The following is a 17,358-nucleotide window of genomic DNA, read 5'->3' on the forward strand; positions in this document are numbered from 1 at the left end:
GTGTCTCTGTTTCTGCCGACGCCAATCCGATGAATATTCGATATTGCGGGAATACCAAATATATAAAGGGACATAGCATTGGTAAAAAGTGCTTCAGTGTGCCGTAGGCAGTATGGTGCCAGTGGATGGTGTTAATAACAAATTATTTCATTGTGACCGAGTGGGCACGGCGCGATTACAACATATGGAAATTCTCAGGAAAGAAAATATTTAAGATTTATAAGGGTTAACTAGGGGTTTTTTATTAAGTTCACCTTAGTTTTGCCGTATTGGTTACATGTTTACCGCGCCAGTATTGCGAATATTGGTATAAACCCTGATGTGTATTAAATGTTAATAGATAAGACTATATAAATGTATCGAAAACACATCGGTTATGAGCCACCGGGAGTCCACAAGATGGGCACGCATCACCCTCAAACATCATGGCGCGATCAACCGATCTCGCTTCACCTTTGTCAGTTAGTGCGGAGTCGTTCATGAACCCGGGCGACGTCGTTCCGCTGTCGTTCAATAGCGGGCTTGTCGCCCTGTCGTTTCTCACGGCGGTGCTGGGTTCATACGTCGCTCTGTTGGCGGCCGCCAGCATCCGTACCGAAACCGAGGACGGCGACATACGCATCGGTTACATCATCATCGGCGCCGTGGCCATGGGCGGCGTGGGTATCTGGAGCATGCACTTTATCGGCATGCAGGCGCAGAACCTGCCCTTCGACGTCGGTTATCAGGTGGGCTTGACCGCACTCAGCTTCATCGTCGCCGCCGGCTTTTCCGGTTGGGCCTTCTGGTATGTCGGGCGCGAGCGTTTCACGTTCAGCCGCTGCCTGATAGGCGGAATGGCGGCAGGTCTCGGCGTGGCCGCCATGCATTATCTGGGCATGGGCGCGATGCGGATGCCCGCCGTGCTTCTCTGGAATCTGCCGATTGTCGTTTTATCGGTGCTTATCGCCGTAATTGCCGCGTCAGCCGCACTCTGGCTCGCGTTCAATACTCAAAACGAGTTTCAGCGCGGCGGCGCAGCCATTTTGATGGCAATCGCCGTATGCGGCATGCATTACACGGGCGCGGCGGCCGGCACGGTTATCTGTTCCACCCCACGCGAGGCTACCAGCCTGCAACTTGGCGGGGTGATGTTGCCCTATATCGCATTCGTGCTGTCCGCCGTGATGTTGCTGATCATGCGTTGGCAATTACAGCGGGCGTCCACAAGGTTCCGCACGCGCATGGCGCAGCGGATCGACTCGTTCATTGAATCGGCGCCTGTCGCCGAACCAGGCAAGACGCCGGGCTCCACCCTGGGGCCGGGTTAGCAAGACCCGTTATGCGCAAGAGGATGCTTTTGCATCTTGCCGCGTATATCGGGAATAGGGGGTCGGCGCCGCATTGCGGATCGGCTCAATTATCAATCGAGTGTTAGGAGCTCGACATGAAAGCGAAACTTGCGCAGTTCTGGAACGACGAAGACGGAATTACCGCCCTGGAATACGGGTTGATCGCCGGCCTGGTGGCAGTGGCCCTCATCGCGGCCGTGGGCACTTTCACCGACGCCCTGAGCAATATGTTCACAGGGCTCGGCGCCAAGCTCGATGCCGCACGTACTTAACTCGAGCGGTTAACGCCTGACGTGCTGACGCGTACCGTGATGGCTCCCTGTGGCGGGTCATCGCGGTACGTGCATCAAGTGCTGGTATCGATTGCTTGACAGGGGTTGTGCTCGGCTGGACGAGCGAACCTGCCGTTGAATCTGATTGATCAGAAGGTCCTGCCTTGTATCCAGGGGAAGTGCTGTGGCTGCTGTTGTTCGCCTGCTGGAATGTGGTGCTGATCTACAACGATCTGCGCTATCGCCGCGTACCCAACACGTTGATTGTGCTGGGCTTTGTGGCGCAACTGCTTTGGCTTGCAGCGGCCGCGTTCGTGCCTGGATGGATGTATCCCCCACGCTTCACCGGATGGCTGATGTCTGGCGCCGGTTTTCTGGCCGCCTTTCTATTTCTGCCGCTTTGGGGCCGGCGCCTGATGGGCGCGGGCGACGTCAAGGCGATCGCGATTCTTGGATTGTTGCTGGGCCTGGCGCCGCTCGTGCCCGTGCTGGTGCTGGCGAGCCTGCTGGCCGGCCTGCACGCGCTGGTATATGTGGTCGCTTCCCACTATTGGGCCGTGTCGCACCGGCTGCGCCAGATTCCGTACGCCATGTACTTGGGAATCGGCGCGCTCAGCGTGGTGCTTATGCCCTTGAATTCGCCCTTGTATTCGTGGTGTTCTTCCTGGTGCTCTACGGCATCCTGACCTACGGGCTGGTGTTTCTTGCACAGAATTCGGTAACGCTCGCGGCGCAGGATGGCGCTCGCAAGGTGCTGCAATGGCAGGCCGGCACGTCATCGCTGCCGGCGCGCGCGGCTGCGGGTCGCGACGCGGCGCTGGATATCGCGTCCTGGATGGCGACGATGTCCGCCGCGCCCATCAAGGTTGCGGTGTGCGGCAGCGGCGGCGCCTTGAGCAGCAGCGCGGGCGGCACGTGCAGCGGTCAGCCGCTGGCGGCCGACCAGATCGAAGTGACCGTGTCGTATGCCTACGGCGCGCACCCGCTCATTCCATCGTTCCCGCTGTTGCAGACCGTGCTGATGCCCTCCAGCAGTGTGTTGAGCGCGCGCGCCACGGTCCACCTGGGCAATACGCTGGGCGTGGGAGGCTGACATGGACTTGCCGCGACGCCGTCTCGCTCGCCCGCTGCGCCAACGCGGCATCGCCGCCCTTGAGCTGTCGCTGACGCTGACCATGCTGTTGATCTTCCTCTGCGCGGTGGTGGGCTACGGCGTGCTGTTCTGGATGCAGCAGCAACTGGCCTCCGCCGCAGGCGAGGGCGCGCGCGCCGCCGTGTACGCGCAGATCACCGGCAGCAGCAACGTGCAAGGCGACGCCTGCTCGGCCGCCATGAGCGTCTTCTCGACCGGTTCAGCCGTGGCTTGTGCAACCACTCGCGCGCCGTGCGCCTGGGCCGGATCGGGCGGCGTAGTGGCCAATTGCGCCACCGTCGCCATGTCCTACAACACCCAATCCTGGCCGCTGCTGGCCACCTTGCAGTCGTTCATCGCCCTGTTGCCAGGCACGAACAAGGACTGGGTGCCCAGCAGGTTGTCGTCGAAAGCCATCGTACAGATATCGCAAGGGACACCATGAGCAGTCTGAGCAAGATCATCGCGGGCGTTTTGTTGGTGGCAGGGCTGGTGTTGGCCTTCCTCGCATGGCGGCTGGCCACGCATTCCAGTGCGCCGCCCGCCAGCCCGACGCCCGTGGCCACCGCGCCCGCGCCTGCGGCCCCTGCGCCGGTCACGCTGCACCCGGTGGTGGTGGCCAAGCAGGCGATACCCGCCGGCACGCGCATCGATGCGCAGAACATGCTGACGGTGGCGCAATGGCAAGCCGCCTTGTCCAACAGCTTCAACACGCCCGACCCGCTTGAAGGCGCGGTGGCGCGCGTGGACATCGCGGCGGGCGACCCCATCGTGCCCAGCCTCTTGGCCCAAGGGCTCGCCAAGCAGCTCAAGCCCGGCGAGCGCGCGGTCGCCATCGCCGTTGACGAAGTCATCGGCGGCGGCAACCGCATTGCACCCGGCGATTTGGTGGACGTGTTCTTCATGGTCGAGAAGGGCCAGGAAATCTCGGGCGGCCAGGCCCGGCTGCTGCAATCGCAACTGCGGGTGCTGGCCTACGGCAAAAGTTCGGTGGACGGCCCCGAAGAAAAATCGGTGCTGCAACAAGGCCCGGGCCAGCCCGCGCGGACCGCCGTGTTGGCGGTGCCTGTCGAACAGATCAACGAACTGATCCTGGCCAGCCGCGCTGGCCGTCTGCAACTGGCGTTGCGCCCCGTCGGCGACGACGCCGTGCCCGACGCCACGCTGTTCGCCAAGCGCGGCACCGTATTGCCCACGCGCGCTGATTTGAGCCCGGCGCAGCGCGACGCGCTGCTGACTGGCCCGAACCGCGCCTACGCGGGCGACAGCCTCGTGCAACTTGAGGGCGCGACGCCCGCGGCCCGGGCGCCCGCCAGCCGCGTCGCGACGCCCAACGGCGGTGGGGGCGGGGGCCGCACCGTGGAAATCGTGCGGGGAGACAAATCCGAGCGCGTTCGTTACTGACGATGGCTGCGCGTGGCCAGGTGCCGCCCGCGGCTGGACCTTTCAAAGCAACTAGATCCAGCACAATGAAGAGATATCACCGCACCACCATGATCTGCGTCCTGTCGGCCGCAGTGGCGATGACATACGGTGTCGTCAGCCTGGCGCAAACCACGGCGCCAGGGGCCAATGCGGCTGTGCGAGATATCGCAGTGGCCGTCAAGGGCCAGCAGTCCCTCATGCTTGATGGCGCCGCGCCCAGCCGCATCGCCATCGGCGATCCCGAGGTGGCCGACGTGAAGATCCTTCCTGCTTCCGGCAAGCGCGCGGGCTCGCTGCTGCTGTACGGCAAAAAAGCCGGCACCACGCAGTTGCAGATCTGGACGGGCAACAACCCCACGCCGCAGATCTGGAACGTGCGCGTGGCGGGCTCGGTGCAGGCGGCGTTGGCCAGCCGGGGCATCCAGGGCGGTCCCAACGTGGACATTGCCGGCGACAAGGCAGTGCTGTCCGGCAATGCCGAAACCCCGCTTGCCCAGATTGCCGCCGCGCAGGCCGCCGCCGCGGCTGTCGGCGATAAGAACGTGGTCGATGTGTCCACGGCCGGCGCGGGCGGGGTAGTGCAAGTCGAGGTCAAGGTCGTGGAAGTGTCGCGGTCCGTGATGAAGCAGGCCGGCATCAACTTCGCGGCCAGCAATGGCCCGTGGACGAGCACCAGCGCCACGGCGCCTTCGGGGTTGGGCGCACCACTGGGCTTCACGCCGGGCGGCATCATCGCCTCGGGCTTCTCTCTGTTCTACGACTCGAACAACTTCTCGGCGCGTCTGCGCCTGTTGCAAAGCAATGGCATGGCGCGCGTGCTGGCCGAGCCCACGCTGGTGGCGCTGACCGGCCAAAGCGCCAGCTTCCTGGCGGGTGGCGAATTGCCGATTCCCGAGGCGGGCGGCCTGGGCACCACGACCGTGACCTTCAAGCCCTTCGGTATCGGCCTGACGGTCACGCCCACGGTGCTGTCGCGCGACCGCATCTCGTTGAAGGTGGCGCCTGAAGCCAGCGAACTGGACTACAGCAACGGCATCGCCATCAATACCAGCGCAGACACCAGCACCATCATTCCGGCGCTGCGCACGCGCCGGGCCGATACCACTGTTGAATTGGGCGATGGCGAAAGCTTCGTCATCAGCGGTCTGGTGTCGCGCCAGACCAAGGCCATGGTCAACAAGGTGCCCATGCTGGGCGACCTGCCGATCATCGGCGCCTTCTTTCGCAGCGTGGACTATTCGCAAGAGGACACCGAACTGGTGATCGTGGTCACGCCGCGCCTGGTGCGCCCGATCGCACGCGGGGTCACCTTGCCGCTGCCGGGAGGGCGGCAAGAAGCAGCAGATTCAACTTTCAATGCCTGGGGCTATTACCTGATGGGCCCGGTGGGCGGGCAACAAATGCCGGGCTTTTCACGGTGAGCAATATGAAGACACATGCCAGCGAGTGGGTTGGCCTGCAAAACGGCAAGCGGTTCCTGTTTTGCTCAAAAGGCGATGGCGTCGCCGCGCAGCTAGGACTGGCCTTGGGAGACATGGGCATGCTGACCCAGGAATCCCCCGGCATCGAAGAGCTGGCGCGGCGCTTGACCGAGATCGGACCGCAGGTCGTTTTCCTGGACTTCACCCTCAGTGAAGATGAGCCCGGAAAGCTGTTCAAATCCGCCGAACTGGCGCGCTTGCTGGCGCGTATCGCGCCGACCGTGCCGCGCGTGGCGGTTGGTTTCCTGAGCCAGCCCGAAGGCGCGATCGCCGCGCTGCGGGCAGGCGTCAGCGATTTCGTGGACCCCACCGTCGCGCCCGAGGAAGTCAAGGAAGTGGTGCTGCGCCTGCTGGACGTGCCAGCCGGTGGCGGCCGCATGGATGGCTCGCGGCGCAGCGTGCTGCTGCTGGGCGCGCGTCCGGGCGTGGGCACCAGCACGCTGGCCGTGCATCTGGCCGGCATGGTGCAGGACCGCTTGAAGCAGATGCATGCCAGCCGCGCCAGCGGCAACGGCGCCAAGCCCGTCAAGCCGGCCGATCAGACCGGCGCGATGCTGCCGCTGTCCAGCCGCGTGGCATTGATGGACCTGGGATGGCCCGTGGGCGATTGCCAGCTCTATCTGAACATCGGCAGCGACTTCGACTTTGCCGAGGCCGCGCGCAATCTGCGCCGGCTCGATTCCACCTTGCTCGGTTCGGCCATGGCGCACACCGCCAATGGCCTGAGCGTGCTGGCCTTGCCGCGCAACCTGTCCCAGATGCGCGACGTGTCCCAATCCGATTCCCTGCTGGTGTTCGAGCGCATGCGCCAACACTTCGGCGTGGTCGTGGCGGATGCGGGCGGCTTCACCAATCCCGAATTCGTGGCGGGGCTGGCGCGATCGTCTCAACAGAACTGGATCGTGACCGACCAAAGCGTCGGGGCGCTGGTTTCGCTGGCGGGCCTGTTGCAGGAGCTGGAACAACTGCATGTGGACCGACGCAGTCTGGGCCTGATCGTCAATCGCTACGACGAACGTTATGGCATGACCGCGCAGCAGATCGCCGATCGCTTCCAGCTGGATCTGGTGGGTACCTTGCCCGATCGCACGCTGGCCTTGATGGTATGTACGAACCAGGGCCACCTGCTGCATGAAGAAGCCGAGCGCGACGTGTACGTGCGCGCGGTGCAGGCCCTGGCGGAAAAACTCAGCGCGGAAGAGAACACCCCCGGCGGGCGGGCAAGCTGGCTGGCCACGTGGCTGCCCGGCGTGCACCGTCGCATGATCGTCGGTTAACGGCAAGATTCACGGGACGGCGGCGGAATCCGACATGATCATGACAGCGACCATAGAATTCGGCGGCGAGGGCGACAACGGTTTTGCGTCGTCCAACCGCTTCCAGGAAGTCAAGACGGCGGCGTACGAACACCTGCTGTCGCGCATCGAGGAACTGGGCGCGGAGTTCGGCCGTTGGGCGCGCTCGGCCATCCAGGAGTTCGTCGATATCGAGGTCGCCAGCTTCGTGCGTCTGCGCCGCGTGCCCATCAATGAAGGCGAAATGCGCCTGATTGCCGAGGCCTTGACCAAGGAACTGGCCGGGCTGGGGCCGCTGGAAGACCTGCTGGCCGACCCGGCCGTGGAAGACATCCTGATCAACGGCTACGACAACGTGTTCGTCTCGCGGCGCGGTGTGCTGGCGCGCGAGACGCTGCGATTCACCGACAACCAGCATGTGCTGCGCATCGTGCGCCGCATCCTGGCCCCCATCGGACGCCGGCTGGACGAGTCCAGCCCCATGGTCGATGCACGCCTGCCCGATGGCGGCCGGTTGAACGTGGTGATCGAACCGCTGGCGGTGGACGGCCCCATGGTGTCGATCCGCAAGTTCCGCCAGGATCCGCTCAAGCCTGCCGACCTGTTGACGCTGGGCACCTTCGATGAAGACATCTACCGCCTGCTGCACGAAGCGGTGAAGAACCGTTGCAACGTGCTGGTATCGGGCGGCACCAGCTCGGGCAAGACCTCGCTGTTGAACGCGCTGGCGTTCTTCATTCCGGAAACCGAACGCGTCGTGACGGTGGAGGACACCGCCGAACTATCGCTCAACCACCCGCACGTGGTGCGGCTGGAATCGCGCCAGGGCGGGTTCGACGGCAGCGGCGCGGTCAGCATCCGCGAACTGATCCGCAACAGCTTGCGCATGCGGCCCGACCGCGTGGTGGTGGGCGAAGTGCGGGGCGCGGAAGTCATGGACATGCTGCAAGCCATGAACACCGGCCACGAAGGCTCGATGGCCACCATCCACGCGAACTCGCCGCGCGAATGCCTGTACCGCATCGAGATGCTGGCGGGCTTTGCCGGGTTTCAGGGCAGCGAAGACAGCCTGCGCCGCCAGATCGCCAGCGCGCTCGACTTCATCGTTCAGATCGGCCGCCTGTCCAACGGCAAGCGGCGCGTGCTGTCGGTCACCGAAGTGACCGGCATGGGCGACAACGTCATTTCCACGCAGGAACTGTACCGCCACGAAACCTTCACCACGCCGGAAGGCGAAGAGAAAGACCGCTGGAACTGGCTGGGCATCCATCCGCACACGCCCAAGCTGGCCAAGATGCGCAACGACGCGCGCGTCAACGACAACCCCCCCGGTGAGAACGACGGCGGCGGTGGCGGATTCTGGAGCCGGAGGCGCTGATGCAAGACGCCCTGATCCTTGGCGCGCTGGCGCTCGTGCTGGCCTCGGGGGCGGTGCTGCTCTGGCGTCACGCCAATAGCGGCCAGCGGCGCGCCGCCAGCTCGGCGTTCCTGGACAACCAGCTCAAGCGCGGCCGGGAAACGCCCGAGGAAGCGCCGTTCGCTGAAGGCGGACGCGCGATGCGCAGCGGTTTCTCAAGCTGGGACCGGCTGCTGCTGTTGGCGGGCGTGCATCAGAGCATGGGCTTTTATCTGCGCACCGCCGTGCCGGTGATTGCGGGCGCGGTGCTGGCCTGGTTGTTCCTGGGGCCGCTGTCGGGCGTGGTGTCTTTCTTGATGCTGGCGGTGCTGATGTACTTCCTGCTGTGGTTGCGCGCCGACAAGCGCCGTCGCCGCATGATCGGGCAATTGCCCGCGTTCCTGGACAACATCGTGCGCTTGATCACCATCGGCAACAGCATGGGCGCGGCGTTCCAGACCGCGGCCGCCACCACCGACGAGCCCTTGCGCGAAGTGGTGGAAACGGCCGCCAGCCTGAGCCGCTCGGCCAAGGAACTGGACGCGGCCCTGGTGCAGGTCTCGCGCATGTATGGCTTGAAAGAGCTGTACATGGTGGCCGCCGTGGTGTCGCTGGCGATGCGGTTTGGCGGACGCAGCGACCAGGTGCTTGAGCGCATGGCCGCGTTCATGCGCGACGTGGCGCAGGCCCGCAACGAATTGACGGCCAGCTCCGCCGAAGTGCGCCTGTCCGCGTGGATCCTGGCCTTGTTGCCCGTGGGGATCGCGGGTTTCATCATCGTTGCCAACAACAAGCTGTTCATGGGCCTGTGGGAAGACCCCTTGGGTTTCAAGATGCTGCTGACCGCCGTGGTGTTGCAGATCGGCGGCTGCTATTGGCTGTATCGCATGGCCAAGTCGATTTAAGGGGACGACGATGCAGATGCTTCAGTCCTTGAATGTCTCGACCCTTCTGGCCCTGGCGCTGATGCTGGTGGCCGCCGCCTTGCTGGTGCTGGGCGTCAGCATGACCCGGCGTCTGCGCGGGCAGGGCCGCAGCCGCCAGGTGATCGATCAGGCGTTGGCGACGCGACAGGGCGGTGGCGCGGCGGCAGCGCCTGTCGAGGGCAACCCCGGCCGGCTGTCATCGGCGGCGCGCGTGGCCGATGCGTTCGGCAAGCGCCTGAGCGAAGGCCGTCTGGCCGACACGCTGTTGGCCGCCGAGGACCGCAAGATGGTCGACATGGCCGGTTATGCGAACGCGGGCACGGCGCGCTCGCGCTTTGTGGCGGCGCGTTTCGGGCTGGCGATCGCGTTGCCCATCGTGGCGGTGCTGATCGACCTGCACAAGTCGCTGACCAATTCCTCCATGGGCGTTTTCATCGCGGCGTTCTTTGGTTTCGCCATCGGCTACATGCTGCCTAAATGGGTCGTCAGCCGTCGGCTGGCGCGCCGCAAGCGCATGGCCGGCGATGAACTGCCGCTGCTGATCGACCTGCTGCGGCTGCTCCAAGGGGTGGGCCTGTCGATCGACCAAAGCATGCAGGTGCTGATCAAGGAATTCGCGCAGGTGCTGCCCGTGCTGTCGTACGAATTGCGGCTGGCGTCCGAAGGGTATGTGCGCGGGCGCACTCGCGAACAATCCCTGGCGCGGCTGGCCACCGGTTTCGATAACGACGACCTGTCTGCCATCTGCCGCCTGATCGCGCAGGTGGATCAGCACGGCGGCGCGGTGCAGGAGCCGCTGAACCGCTTCGGCGAGCGCCTGCGCGACAAACGCCGGCTGGAGTTGAAGGAAAAGGTGGCCAAGACCACGGTGAAGATGACGGGGGTAATGATCGTGACGTTGTTGCCCGCCCTGTTGATCGTGACGGGCGGCGCGGGATTCATTGCGGTATTGCGTGGCTTGTCGCGCATGGGGGGCATGTAATGGCGGGCGATTTTGCAAAGAGTGGGTTGCGGTGGACCCTCGTGGCGACGGCCGTGGCGGCCGGCGCCAGCTTGAGCGGCTGCAAGACCAATAGCGCCGAGTCGGCGTGGCAGGTGATTCAGCAGCAACAGCAGGAACAGGCGCTGGCGCGGCAAAAGGAAGAGGACGCCGACGCCAAGCGCCGTCCGAAAGAGCCCGAGATGATGCTCTCGCTGATTTCCGAGGCGCAGCGGCAAGAGCGTTACTTCGCCTCGCTGGCGTATATCGATGCGTTCCAGCAGAAGTTTGGCAACGACGCGCGCGTGGCCGTGCTGCGGGCGGAAGCGCTGCGCCAGACCGGGCAGACGGCCATGAGCGAGCAAGCCTATCGCGCCTTGCTTTCCACCGATCAGGCGGCCGATGGCTGGCATGGACTGGGCTTGATCGCCGGTTCGCGCGGCCAGTTCGAGCAGGCTGCCGATGACTTCGCGCGCGCGGCCAAGCTGTCGCCGATGGATCCGCGCATTCTGGGCGACCTGGGGTATGCGCGGCTGCGCGCGGGCGACCCCGCCGGCGCGCGCGTGCCCTTGGGCCAGGCCGCCGAGCTGGCGCCCGACAACGGCAAGGTGCTGGCCAATCTGGCGGTGCTGCTGCTGGTAGAGGGCGAACCCGTGCGCGCGCAGCGCCTGATGGATCAGGCAAGACTCAGCGATGAGGCGCGCGGGCAGGTGCTGCGCATGGCCTCCGACATCCGCGTCCAGCGGCCGCAGGCGCCCGTGCCCGTGGCGGCCGATGCGTCGGCCACGCGTGTCTCCAGCGGCGGCGGCATCGTCATGCCAGTGATGAGTCCGTTGATGGATGGCCTGGGCAATGGGCCCATCGTGCGCTAACCCGAATCCAGGAAGAGATCCATGTCCAAGTCCCGCAATTCCGTGTCCTTCGTGCTGACGACCGCGCTGACCACGGCGCTGGCTGCGCTGGCGCCCATTGCCAGTCTCGCGCAGTCGAACGCGCCGCTGACGGGCGGCATGTCCGGTGCGGGGGCTGCCGCTGCGCCCGCCTCTGCGCCGACGCAGGCCTTGCCCCAAGCCCAGTTGCCCGCGCGCCCCGTGGTGCAGCAGGTGCAAAGCCCCATGCCGCAGCCTGCCGCGGCGGCTCCGGCGACGGCTAGCGCGCCCGGCACGGCGACGCCCGCGCCCGCGCAGGCGGCTGCGCCCGAGGAAGCGTTTGGCGATGTCACGCGGGGCCTGCTCGCCGCGCAAGCGGATGGCCGTCGCGCCGGCAATGCGTTGCCGGTGCTGGGTCCGGTGTCCACGGCGGCGTGGAATCGCTATCTGGAAAGTTTCTCGCACCCCATTCCGGAATATTTCCGCAAGCGCGTGGAAACCAAGAACACCAACTGATAAGCGCCCCTACTTGTCGCCGCCCTGCGGCGACTTCAGGATTACCCGATCATGCCAGCCCAAGCCTTTCGTCGTGTGTCCCTGTCGCGCCAGCGCGGCAGCATGGCCGTGGCCGTGGTGTTCGCGGTGTTGGTCGGCGTGGCGATGCTGGGCGTCGCGCAGCTGGGTTATGGCTATTACATGAAGCGTGAGCTTCAGAAGGCCGCCGACCTGTCAGCCCTGTCGGCGGTGCAGGTGCTGGGCATGGGGGCGGCGGCGGATTGCGCGCCAGCCACCACGGCCGGCCAGACCTCGGCGCTGGCGAACGTGCCCAATATTTTCGATACCTTCACGGCGGCCGACATCACGGTGCAGTGCAAGGTGTGGGATTCCACCCGCGCCGACGCCTCCGGCATGCATGTGTTCGATCCCGCCAGCGGCCAGGCGCTGAACGCCGTGCGCGTGACCATACGCAAGGAACTGGCCAGCCTGTTCGGCTCCCTGGGCATGAGCACCACCGTGTCGGTGAACGCGGTGGCGACCAATACCCAGCCCGTTGCGGCCTTCATGGTGGGCTCGCGCTTGTTGCGCCTGCAACGCGGCGGCCTGCTGTCGCAACTGCTGTCGACCGTGGGCGCCACGCCTGCGCAGCTGGACGTGCTGGACGCGGCAGGCCTGGCCAGCGTCGACATCACGCCGTCGGGCTTGCTCAAGGCGTTGGGCTTGCCGTTGTCGGTGGCCTCCGGCGTCGGCACGCCGGCGGAACTGGCGGCCGTCAACAATCTTACGCTGGGCCAGTTGCTGCAAGCCACGCTGACCGTCGTCAATCAAAGCGGCACGGCGGGCGCCAACGTCGGCCTGGTCAGCAACGCCATCAATACCGTGCTGGCCGTGATGCCGCTGAACCTGCCGGTCAAGCTGTTCGGCAACGGCGGCGTGCTGAATCTGAATGTGGTGGGCGGTGACGCCACGGGTGCGCTGTCGGCCAACGTCAACGCGCTGAACGTGCTGGAAACCGCCTTGGTCGTGGCGAACGGACAGAACCTGATCAACCTGGGCCTGAGCGTGCCGCTGCTGGGGGTAGACGCCCGCGTGCGCGTGGTCGAGCCGCCCACGCTGGCCGTAGGCGGTATCGGCACCCAGGCCACCAGCGCCGGCATACGCGTGTACCTGCGCGTGAACACCAGCAACATCCCGCTGGTCGGGCCGTTGCTGGCGAACACGCTGGGCACCAAGGTTGACCTGCCCATCATCATCGACGTGGCGCAGTCCACGGGCACGCTGACCAATCTGTGCCAAGCGCCGCTGACGCAGCACCAGGCCACCATCGCCGTGACGTCGTCCCTGGCCAACATCTGCCTGGGGCGCTTTCCGGGCATGACGTCCAGCACCGACCAGAACGCCGCCAATTTCGTGTCGCTGACCAACAGCTGCCAGCCCGCTTCGTTTGCCGCCATTCAGCGTTATCAGGTGCTGAACGTGCTGGGCATCCTGCCGCTGACCAGCAAGGTGACCTTGCCCATCTTCAATTCCACCGCGCCCGTCTCGGTGACGCTGACCGAGCCCCCCGGCACGCCGTCCACGCAAACGGTCACGGCGACCTCGGTGAACCTGGGCGCGTTGGCCTCGAACCTGTCCGACGCAGTGATCGGCGGCATCCTGGGCGACCTGTTCAATACCGGCACCCCGCTGTCCGCGGCGGAGCGCACCGCGCTTGCCACCAGCCTGGTGGGCGGGGGCGGCAGCAACGCCGGCAATTCCATTACGCAGGTGGTCAACAACATGCAATGGTCGACGACCGCGCTAAATCAATTGAGCGCCCGGCTGACCTCGGGCGGCCTGACCGGGGTGCTGGGCGGCACGCTGCAACTGGTCAGCAATATCCTGACTTCGCTATTGATTGCGCCCATCAACGATGTGGTCTGCGCGCTGGGCCTCACGCCCAGCGCCATCCGCCAATGCCGCATCAACTCGGTGGCGTCGTTGGCCTTGAGCGGCAGCTCGCAGGTGGGCGGTGTGCTGTCCATCGTGGTGAACCTGCTGCAACCGGTGCTGGCGCCCTTGTCGACGCTGTTGCAGCAACTGCTGGACCTGCTGGGTCTCAGCGTCGGCCAGACCGATGTTTCGCTGCTGTCCGTGGATTGCGGGCAGCCCCGCCTGGTGTACTGATGAAGATGCCTTTGATCGCCGCTGACTGCTTGCCTGCATGGTTGCTGCCATGACTCAGAAATTCGCCCGCGACGAGTTCGACCTGTACGTCTGGGAAGGGACGTCCGACATTGCCAGCCGCGCCGAGCGCTGCCTGACCGGCATGGACGTGACGCTGGTGCGGGCGGACGCCGGCATGGCGTTCCCGCCGCCGCGCGACCCGTCGCGACCGGCCGTGGCGCTGGTGTCTGTGTCAGTCATGGGAGACAACCGCTTCCGCGGCTATGACTGGTTGTCGGCGCAGGCCGTGCCGGTCATCTGGGTATCGGCCGAAGCGCGCGGCCGCGATTCCCGCTACTACCCGCCGGAGTATTCCTACACGCTGCCGCTGTCCTTCACCACGGCGGACCTGCGCAAGCTGCTGTATGAATTGTTGGGCACGCTGGAGCAGTTCAACCGGTCCGCGCCCAAGCGCGAACAACCGTTGATCGCGGTGTCGGCATCCATGCGGGCGCTGCTGGCCGAGGCCGAGATGTTTGCCGATTGCCGCAGCAACGCGCTGATCCATGGCGAAACCGGTGTGGGCAAGGAGCGTATCGCGCGCCTCTTGCATGACCGCGCCGCGTGGTCTGATGGCCCGTTCGTGGCGGTCAACTGCGGCGCCATTCCGGAAGGCCTGTTCGAGGCGCATTTCTTCGGCCACGCCAAGGGCGCGTTCACCGGCGCGGTGGGCGCGCACAAGGGGTATTTCGAGCAGGCCAATGGCGGCACGCTGTTCCTGGATGAAATCGGTGATCTGCCGCTGTATCAGCAGGTCAAGCTGCTGCGCGTGCTGGAGCAGAGCGCCGTGACGCGGCTGGGCTCCACGGTCGAAATTCCCGTCGACTTCCGCCTGGTCGCCGCCACCAACAAGGACCTGCGCGTGCTGGTGGGCCAGGACGAATTCCGGGCTGATCTGTATTACCGGCTGGCGGTGATCGAACTGCGTATTCCCAACCTTGAACAACGCGGCGGCGAGGAAAAAATCGCCATCTTCCGCGCGCTGCTCGATCGCCTGGGCTGCGACGGCGAACCGCCCGACTGGCTGCTCGATCGCGTCGCGCGCACGCGCTACGCCGGCAATGTGCGCGAACTGTCGAATGTGGCCGAGCGCGTGGCCATCATGCGCCGCCAATTCGGCGCGTGGGACCAGGATCGGCTTGCCCGCATCTTCGATCAGATCGGCGAACCCTTGCGCGCCGCCAGCACGCTATGCGAGCCGCCCGTGTTCACCGATGCGGAACGGGCCGAACGCGCGCGGATTCTGGCGGCGCTGGATGTCAACGGCTGGCGTCGGCAGGACACCGCCAACACGCTGGGCATCAGCCGCAAAGTGTTGTGGGAAAAGATGCGCAAATTGCATCTGGGTGGGGGGCAGGGCGAAACGGCGGAAGGCGTCGTTGAAGCATCCTGACTCCTGCAATTGGGGAAGGCCCCTAGAGGGCGACAAATCACTCGCGGGCAATGTAAGCGGATCAGCCTGGAGCGAAATAAATTGCTATAGTTCCGCAACGATTTTTTTGGGGAAGGCATGAACGTCCAATTTATCCGTGCCGCCACACGCATGGCGCTGTTAGGCACGGTGTTGTCCGGCCTGGCGGCATGCGCCAGCGCGCAGCCCGAAGCGCCTCGGCCCACGGTTAAGCAGGTCGAAGACACCCCGGCTCCGGCCACGCCGGTGACCCCGCCCGCCGCCGCGCCGGCAGTCGCCGCGCGGCCCGCTTCGACGGTGGCCGAACTGCAAGGCTTGATCCAGGCACGGCAGGTGTCGGAACTGCGTACCGCCTACAACGGCACCTACGGCGCCAGCCTGCTGTTCAAGCCCGACGACCTGACCTATTACGTTGCCCTGTTCCAGCAGAAGGATTTCTGGCGCGTGCTCAAGACTGTGTCGGAAAAGCAGGCCGAATCGACCTACCGCGCGTTCGCGGCGCAATCGGCTGACCTGGCCGAAGTCGACATCAAGCGCATCAAGCTGCAAGCCGAGTACGCTCACGCCGAAAAGCTGTTGGCCAGCCGCAGCGCGCAATTGAGCACCTTGCAAGCCGACCGCACGCTGCGCATGCAGCAGGAAGAGCAGGTCGCGGCGCGCCAGGAGCAGTCGCGTCAGGAAGCCTCGGCGTTGGCCGATCAGCAAAAGGACGTGCGCCAGCAACTGCGTGATCTCCAGCGTCAGATTGATTCGCTGGAAGCCCAGCAAGCGCAGATCAACGCCGGCCCCGGCGCCAAGGGCGGCAAGGGCGGCAAGTAAGGTTTCACGCTTCATCAGGACGGGCCTGCGGGCCCGTTTTTTCTTGGCGCGGCGGATAATGACCCCGCGTCGATCAGGGGATAGCCGGGCGGGCGGCAGGATACTTGTATTCTTGCTCCAGGCCCCCATATGGCAACCATGGCTCTCAAAGTTTTTGACCTCGAGTGCGAGCACCACCATATTTTTGAAGGTTGGTTCGGTTCGCACGAAGACTACGACGCGCAACAGGCGCGTGGCTTGGTCACGTGCCCCGTTTGCGGGTCCGCCCACATCACCAAACGCTTGTCCGCACCGCGCTTGAACGTGTCGCACCTGCACGCACCGGCCACGGCGCCGGCCGTGCCCGCCGGCGCCTCCGACGCCGAGAAGATGGCTGCCGTGCAGGCCATCGTGATGAAGCAGGTTCGCGCCTTGTTGCGCAACACTGAAAACGTCGGCCCGCGCTTTGCCGAAGAAGCGCGCCGCATCCACGAAGGCGATGCCGACGACCGCCCGATACGCGGCACGGCCACGCCGGACGAACGCGCCGCGCTGGTCGAAGACGGTATCGAGGTCATGGCCGTGCCCGATTTCCTGGACGACGAACGCCTGCAATAAGGCTCGGCCGGGGCGCGGCGCTTTACCGCCTCTTGTGTGCTCATAAAAAAAGCCAGGCCCGCTATTCGCGGGCCTGGCTTTTTCGTACCTGAAGCCGGATCAGTTGTTGACGCGGCTGCGGTATTCGTTCGTGCGGGTGTCGATTTCGATCTTGTCGCCGATGGCGCAGAACAGCGGCACGTTCAGTTCGTAGCCGGTGTTGATCTTGGCCGGCTTGGTCACCTTGCCCGAGGTATCGCCACGCACGGCGGGTTCGGTGTAGGTGATTTCGCGGACGATCGTGGTGGGCAGCTCAACCGAGATGGCGCGGCCGTCGTAGAAGACCACTTCCACGGGCATCGCTTCTTCCAGGTAGTTCAGGGCGTCGCCCATGCTTTCCGCTTCGATTTCGTACTGGTTGTACTCTTCGTCCATGAAGACGTACATCGGGTCGCCGAAGTAGGAGTAGGTGCACTCCTTGCGATCCAGTTGAACGACTTCGAACTTTTCGTCGGCCTTGTAGACCGATTCGCTGGCCGAGGCGGTCAACAGATTCTTGAACTTCAGCTTCACAACAGCAGCGTTACGGCCAGACTTGTTGTATTCGGCTTTTTGGACCACGAGGGGATCCTTGCCGACCATGACCACGTTGCCGACTCGCAATTCCTGAGCGGTTTTCATCGATAAAACTCCGGGGGGGATGGGTGCACTCGCCGTGCTTGCAAAAAGCCGCCATTGATGCG

At 64.8% G+C, this 17,358-nt stretch carries 18 protein-coding genes; 17 read left to right on the top strand and 1 reads right to left on the bottom strand.

Translation table 11 applies throughout. From position 1 onward, the window contains the following. The first annotated feature begins 479 nt into the window (after nt 1-479). From API01S_RS01065 to API01S_RS01145, 17 genes are all read left to right on the top strand, one after another. Nucleotides 480-1,310, top strand: coding sequence for an MHYT domain-containing protein (locus API01S_RS01065; protein ID WP_061302703.1), 831 nt, complete (start codon nt 480-482; stop codon nt 1,308-1,310). 116 nt (nt 1,311-1,426) lie between these two features. Beyond that, on the top strand, nt 1,427-1,603 hold the full coding sequence (locus API01S_RS01070) for a Flp family type IVb pilin (RefSeq protein ID WP_006220551.1): 177 nt from the start codon (nt 1,427-1,429) through the stop codon (nt 1,601-1,603). Nucleotides 1,604-1,767: 164 nt separating this feature from the next. Next, nucleotides 1,768-2,289, top strand: coding sequence for an A24 family peptidase (locus API01S_RS01075; protein ID WP_039883383.1), 522 nt, complete (start codon nt 1,768-1,770; stop codon nt 2,287-2,289). Continuing rightward, the gene (locus API01S_RS01080; RefSeq protein ID WP_409360594.1) at nt 2,259-2,696 is read left to right on the top strand and encodes a TadE/TadG family type IV pilus assembly protein; all 438 of its coding nucleotides are present in this window, start codon (nt 2,259-2,261) and stop codon (nt 2,694-2,696) included. Before API01S_RS01075 ends, API01S_RS01080 begins: the two co-directional genes overlap by 31 nt. A gap of 1 nt (nt 2,697) precedes the next feature. After that, nucleotides 2,698-3,180 carry a TadE/TadG family type IV pilus assembly protein gene (locus tag API01S_RS01085; RefSeq protein WP_006220548.1) on the top strand — a complete coding sequence of 161 codons (483 nt, stop codon included), beginning with the start codon at nt 2,698-2,700 and terminating at the stop codon, nt 3,178-3,180. Next, nucleotides 3,177-4,139 (top strand): Flp pilus assembly protein CpaB, encoded by a 963-nt coding sequence (gene cpaB / locus API01S_RS01090; protein WP_061302707.1) that lies wholly within the window; start codon nt 3,177-3,179, stop codon nt 4,137-4,139. Before API01S_RS01085 ends, cpaB begins: the two co-directional genes overlap by 4 nt. 65 nt (nt 4,140-4,204) lie before the next feature. Next, nucleotides 4,205-5,581 (top strand): type II and III secretion system protein family protein, encoded by a 1,377-nt coding sequence (locus tag API01S_RS01095; RefSeq protein ID WP_061302709.1) that lies wholly within the window; start codon nt 4,205-4,207, stop codon nt 5,579-5,581. Beyond that, nucleotides 5,578-6,918, top strand: a complete 1,341-nt coding sequence (locus API01S_RS01100) for a MinD/ParA family protein (RefSeq protein WP_061302710.1) — start codon at nt 5,578-5,580, stop codon at nt 6,916-6,918. The genes API01S_RS01095 and API01S_RS01100 overlap by 4 nt, the downstream gene beginning before the upstream one ends. A 34-nt stretch (nt 6,919-6,952) precedes the next feature. Then, on the top strand, nt 6,953-8,314 hold the full coding sequence (locus tag API01S_RS01105; protein WP_061302712.1) for a CpaF family protein: 1,362 nt from the start codon (nt 6,953-6,955) through the stop codon (nt 8,312-8,314). Then, nucleotides 8,314-9,237 carry a type II secretion system F family protein gene (locus tag API01S_RS01110; protein WP_006220542.1) on the top strand — a complete coding sequence of 308 codons (924 nt, stop codon included), beginning with the start codon at nt 8,314-8,316 and terminating at the stop codon, nt 9,235-9,237. Before API01S_RS01105 ends, API01S_RS01110 begins: the two co-directional genes overlap by 1 nt. Before the next feature lie 10 nt (nt 9,238-9,247). After that, on the top strand, nt 9,248-10,240 hold the full coding sequence (locus API01S_RS01115; protein ID WP_006220541.1) for a type II secretion system F family protein: 993 nt from the start codon (nt 9,248-9,250) through the stop codon (nt 10,238-10,240). Beyond that, nucleotides 10,240-11,109, top strand: a complete 870-nt coding sequence (locus API01S_RS01120) for a tetratricopeptide repeat protein (protein WP_006220540.1) — start codon at nt 10,240-10,242, stop codon at nt 11,107-11,109. Before API01S_RS01115 ends, API01S_RS01120 begins: the two co-directional genes overlap by 1 nt. A gap of 21 nt (nt 11,110-11,130) precedes the next feature. Beyond that, complete coding sequence (locus tag API01S_RS01125; protein ID WP_061302715.1) at nt 11,131-11,622, top strand: DUF3613 domain-containing protein; 492 nt, start codon at nt 11,131-11,133, stop codon at nt 11,620-11,622. Between the two features lie 51 nt (nt 11,623-11,673). After that, on the top strand, nt 11,674-13,770 hold the full coding sequence (locus API01S_RS01130) for a TadG family pilus assembly protein (RefSeq protein WP_061302717.1): 2,097 nt from the start codon (nt 11,674-11,676) through the stop codon (nt 13,768-13,770). 49 nt (nt 13,771-13,819) lie between these two features. Further along, nucleotides 13,820-15,202 carry a sigma 54-interacting transcriptional regulator gene (locus API01S_RS01135; RefSeq protein ID WP_061302718.1) on the top strand — a complete coding sequence of 461 codons (1,383 nt, stop codon included), beginning with the start codon at nt 13,820-13,822 and terminating at the stop codon, nt 15,200-15,202. A gap of 117 nt (nt 15,203-15,319) precedes the next feature. After that, nucleotides 15,320-16,039, top strand: a complete 720-nt coding sequence (locus tag API01S_RS01140) for a DUF2968 domain-containing protein (RefSeq protein ID WP_006220536.1) — start codon at nt 15,320-15,322, stop codon at nt 16,037-16,039. A 138-nt stretch (nt 16,040-16,177) separates the two neighbouring features. Then, on the top strand, nt 16,178-16,636 hold the full coding sequence (locus API01S_RS01145; RefSeq protein ID WP_039884346.1) for a DUF1178 family protein: 459 nt from the start codon (nt 16,178-16,180) through the stop codon (nt 16,634-16,636). A gap of 99 nt (nt 16,637-16,735) precedes the next feature. On the opposite strand, the gene efp is transcribed toward API01S_RS01145, so the two are convergent. Continuing rightward, entirely contained in the window at nt 16,736-17,296 is a 561-nt protein-coding gene (efp, locus tag API01S_RS01150) for an elongation factor P (protein ID WP_006220534.1), read from the bottom strand. Nucleotides 17,297-17,358: the final 62 nt, after the last annotated feature.

It is taken from the genome of Achromobacter piechaudii NBRC 102461, from assembly GCF_001571245.1.
Lineage (GTDB): Bacteria > Pseudomonadota > Gammaproteobacteria > Burkholderiales > Burkholderiaceae_B > Achromobacter > Achromobacter piechaudii.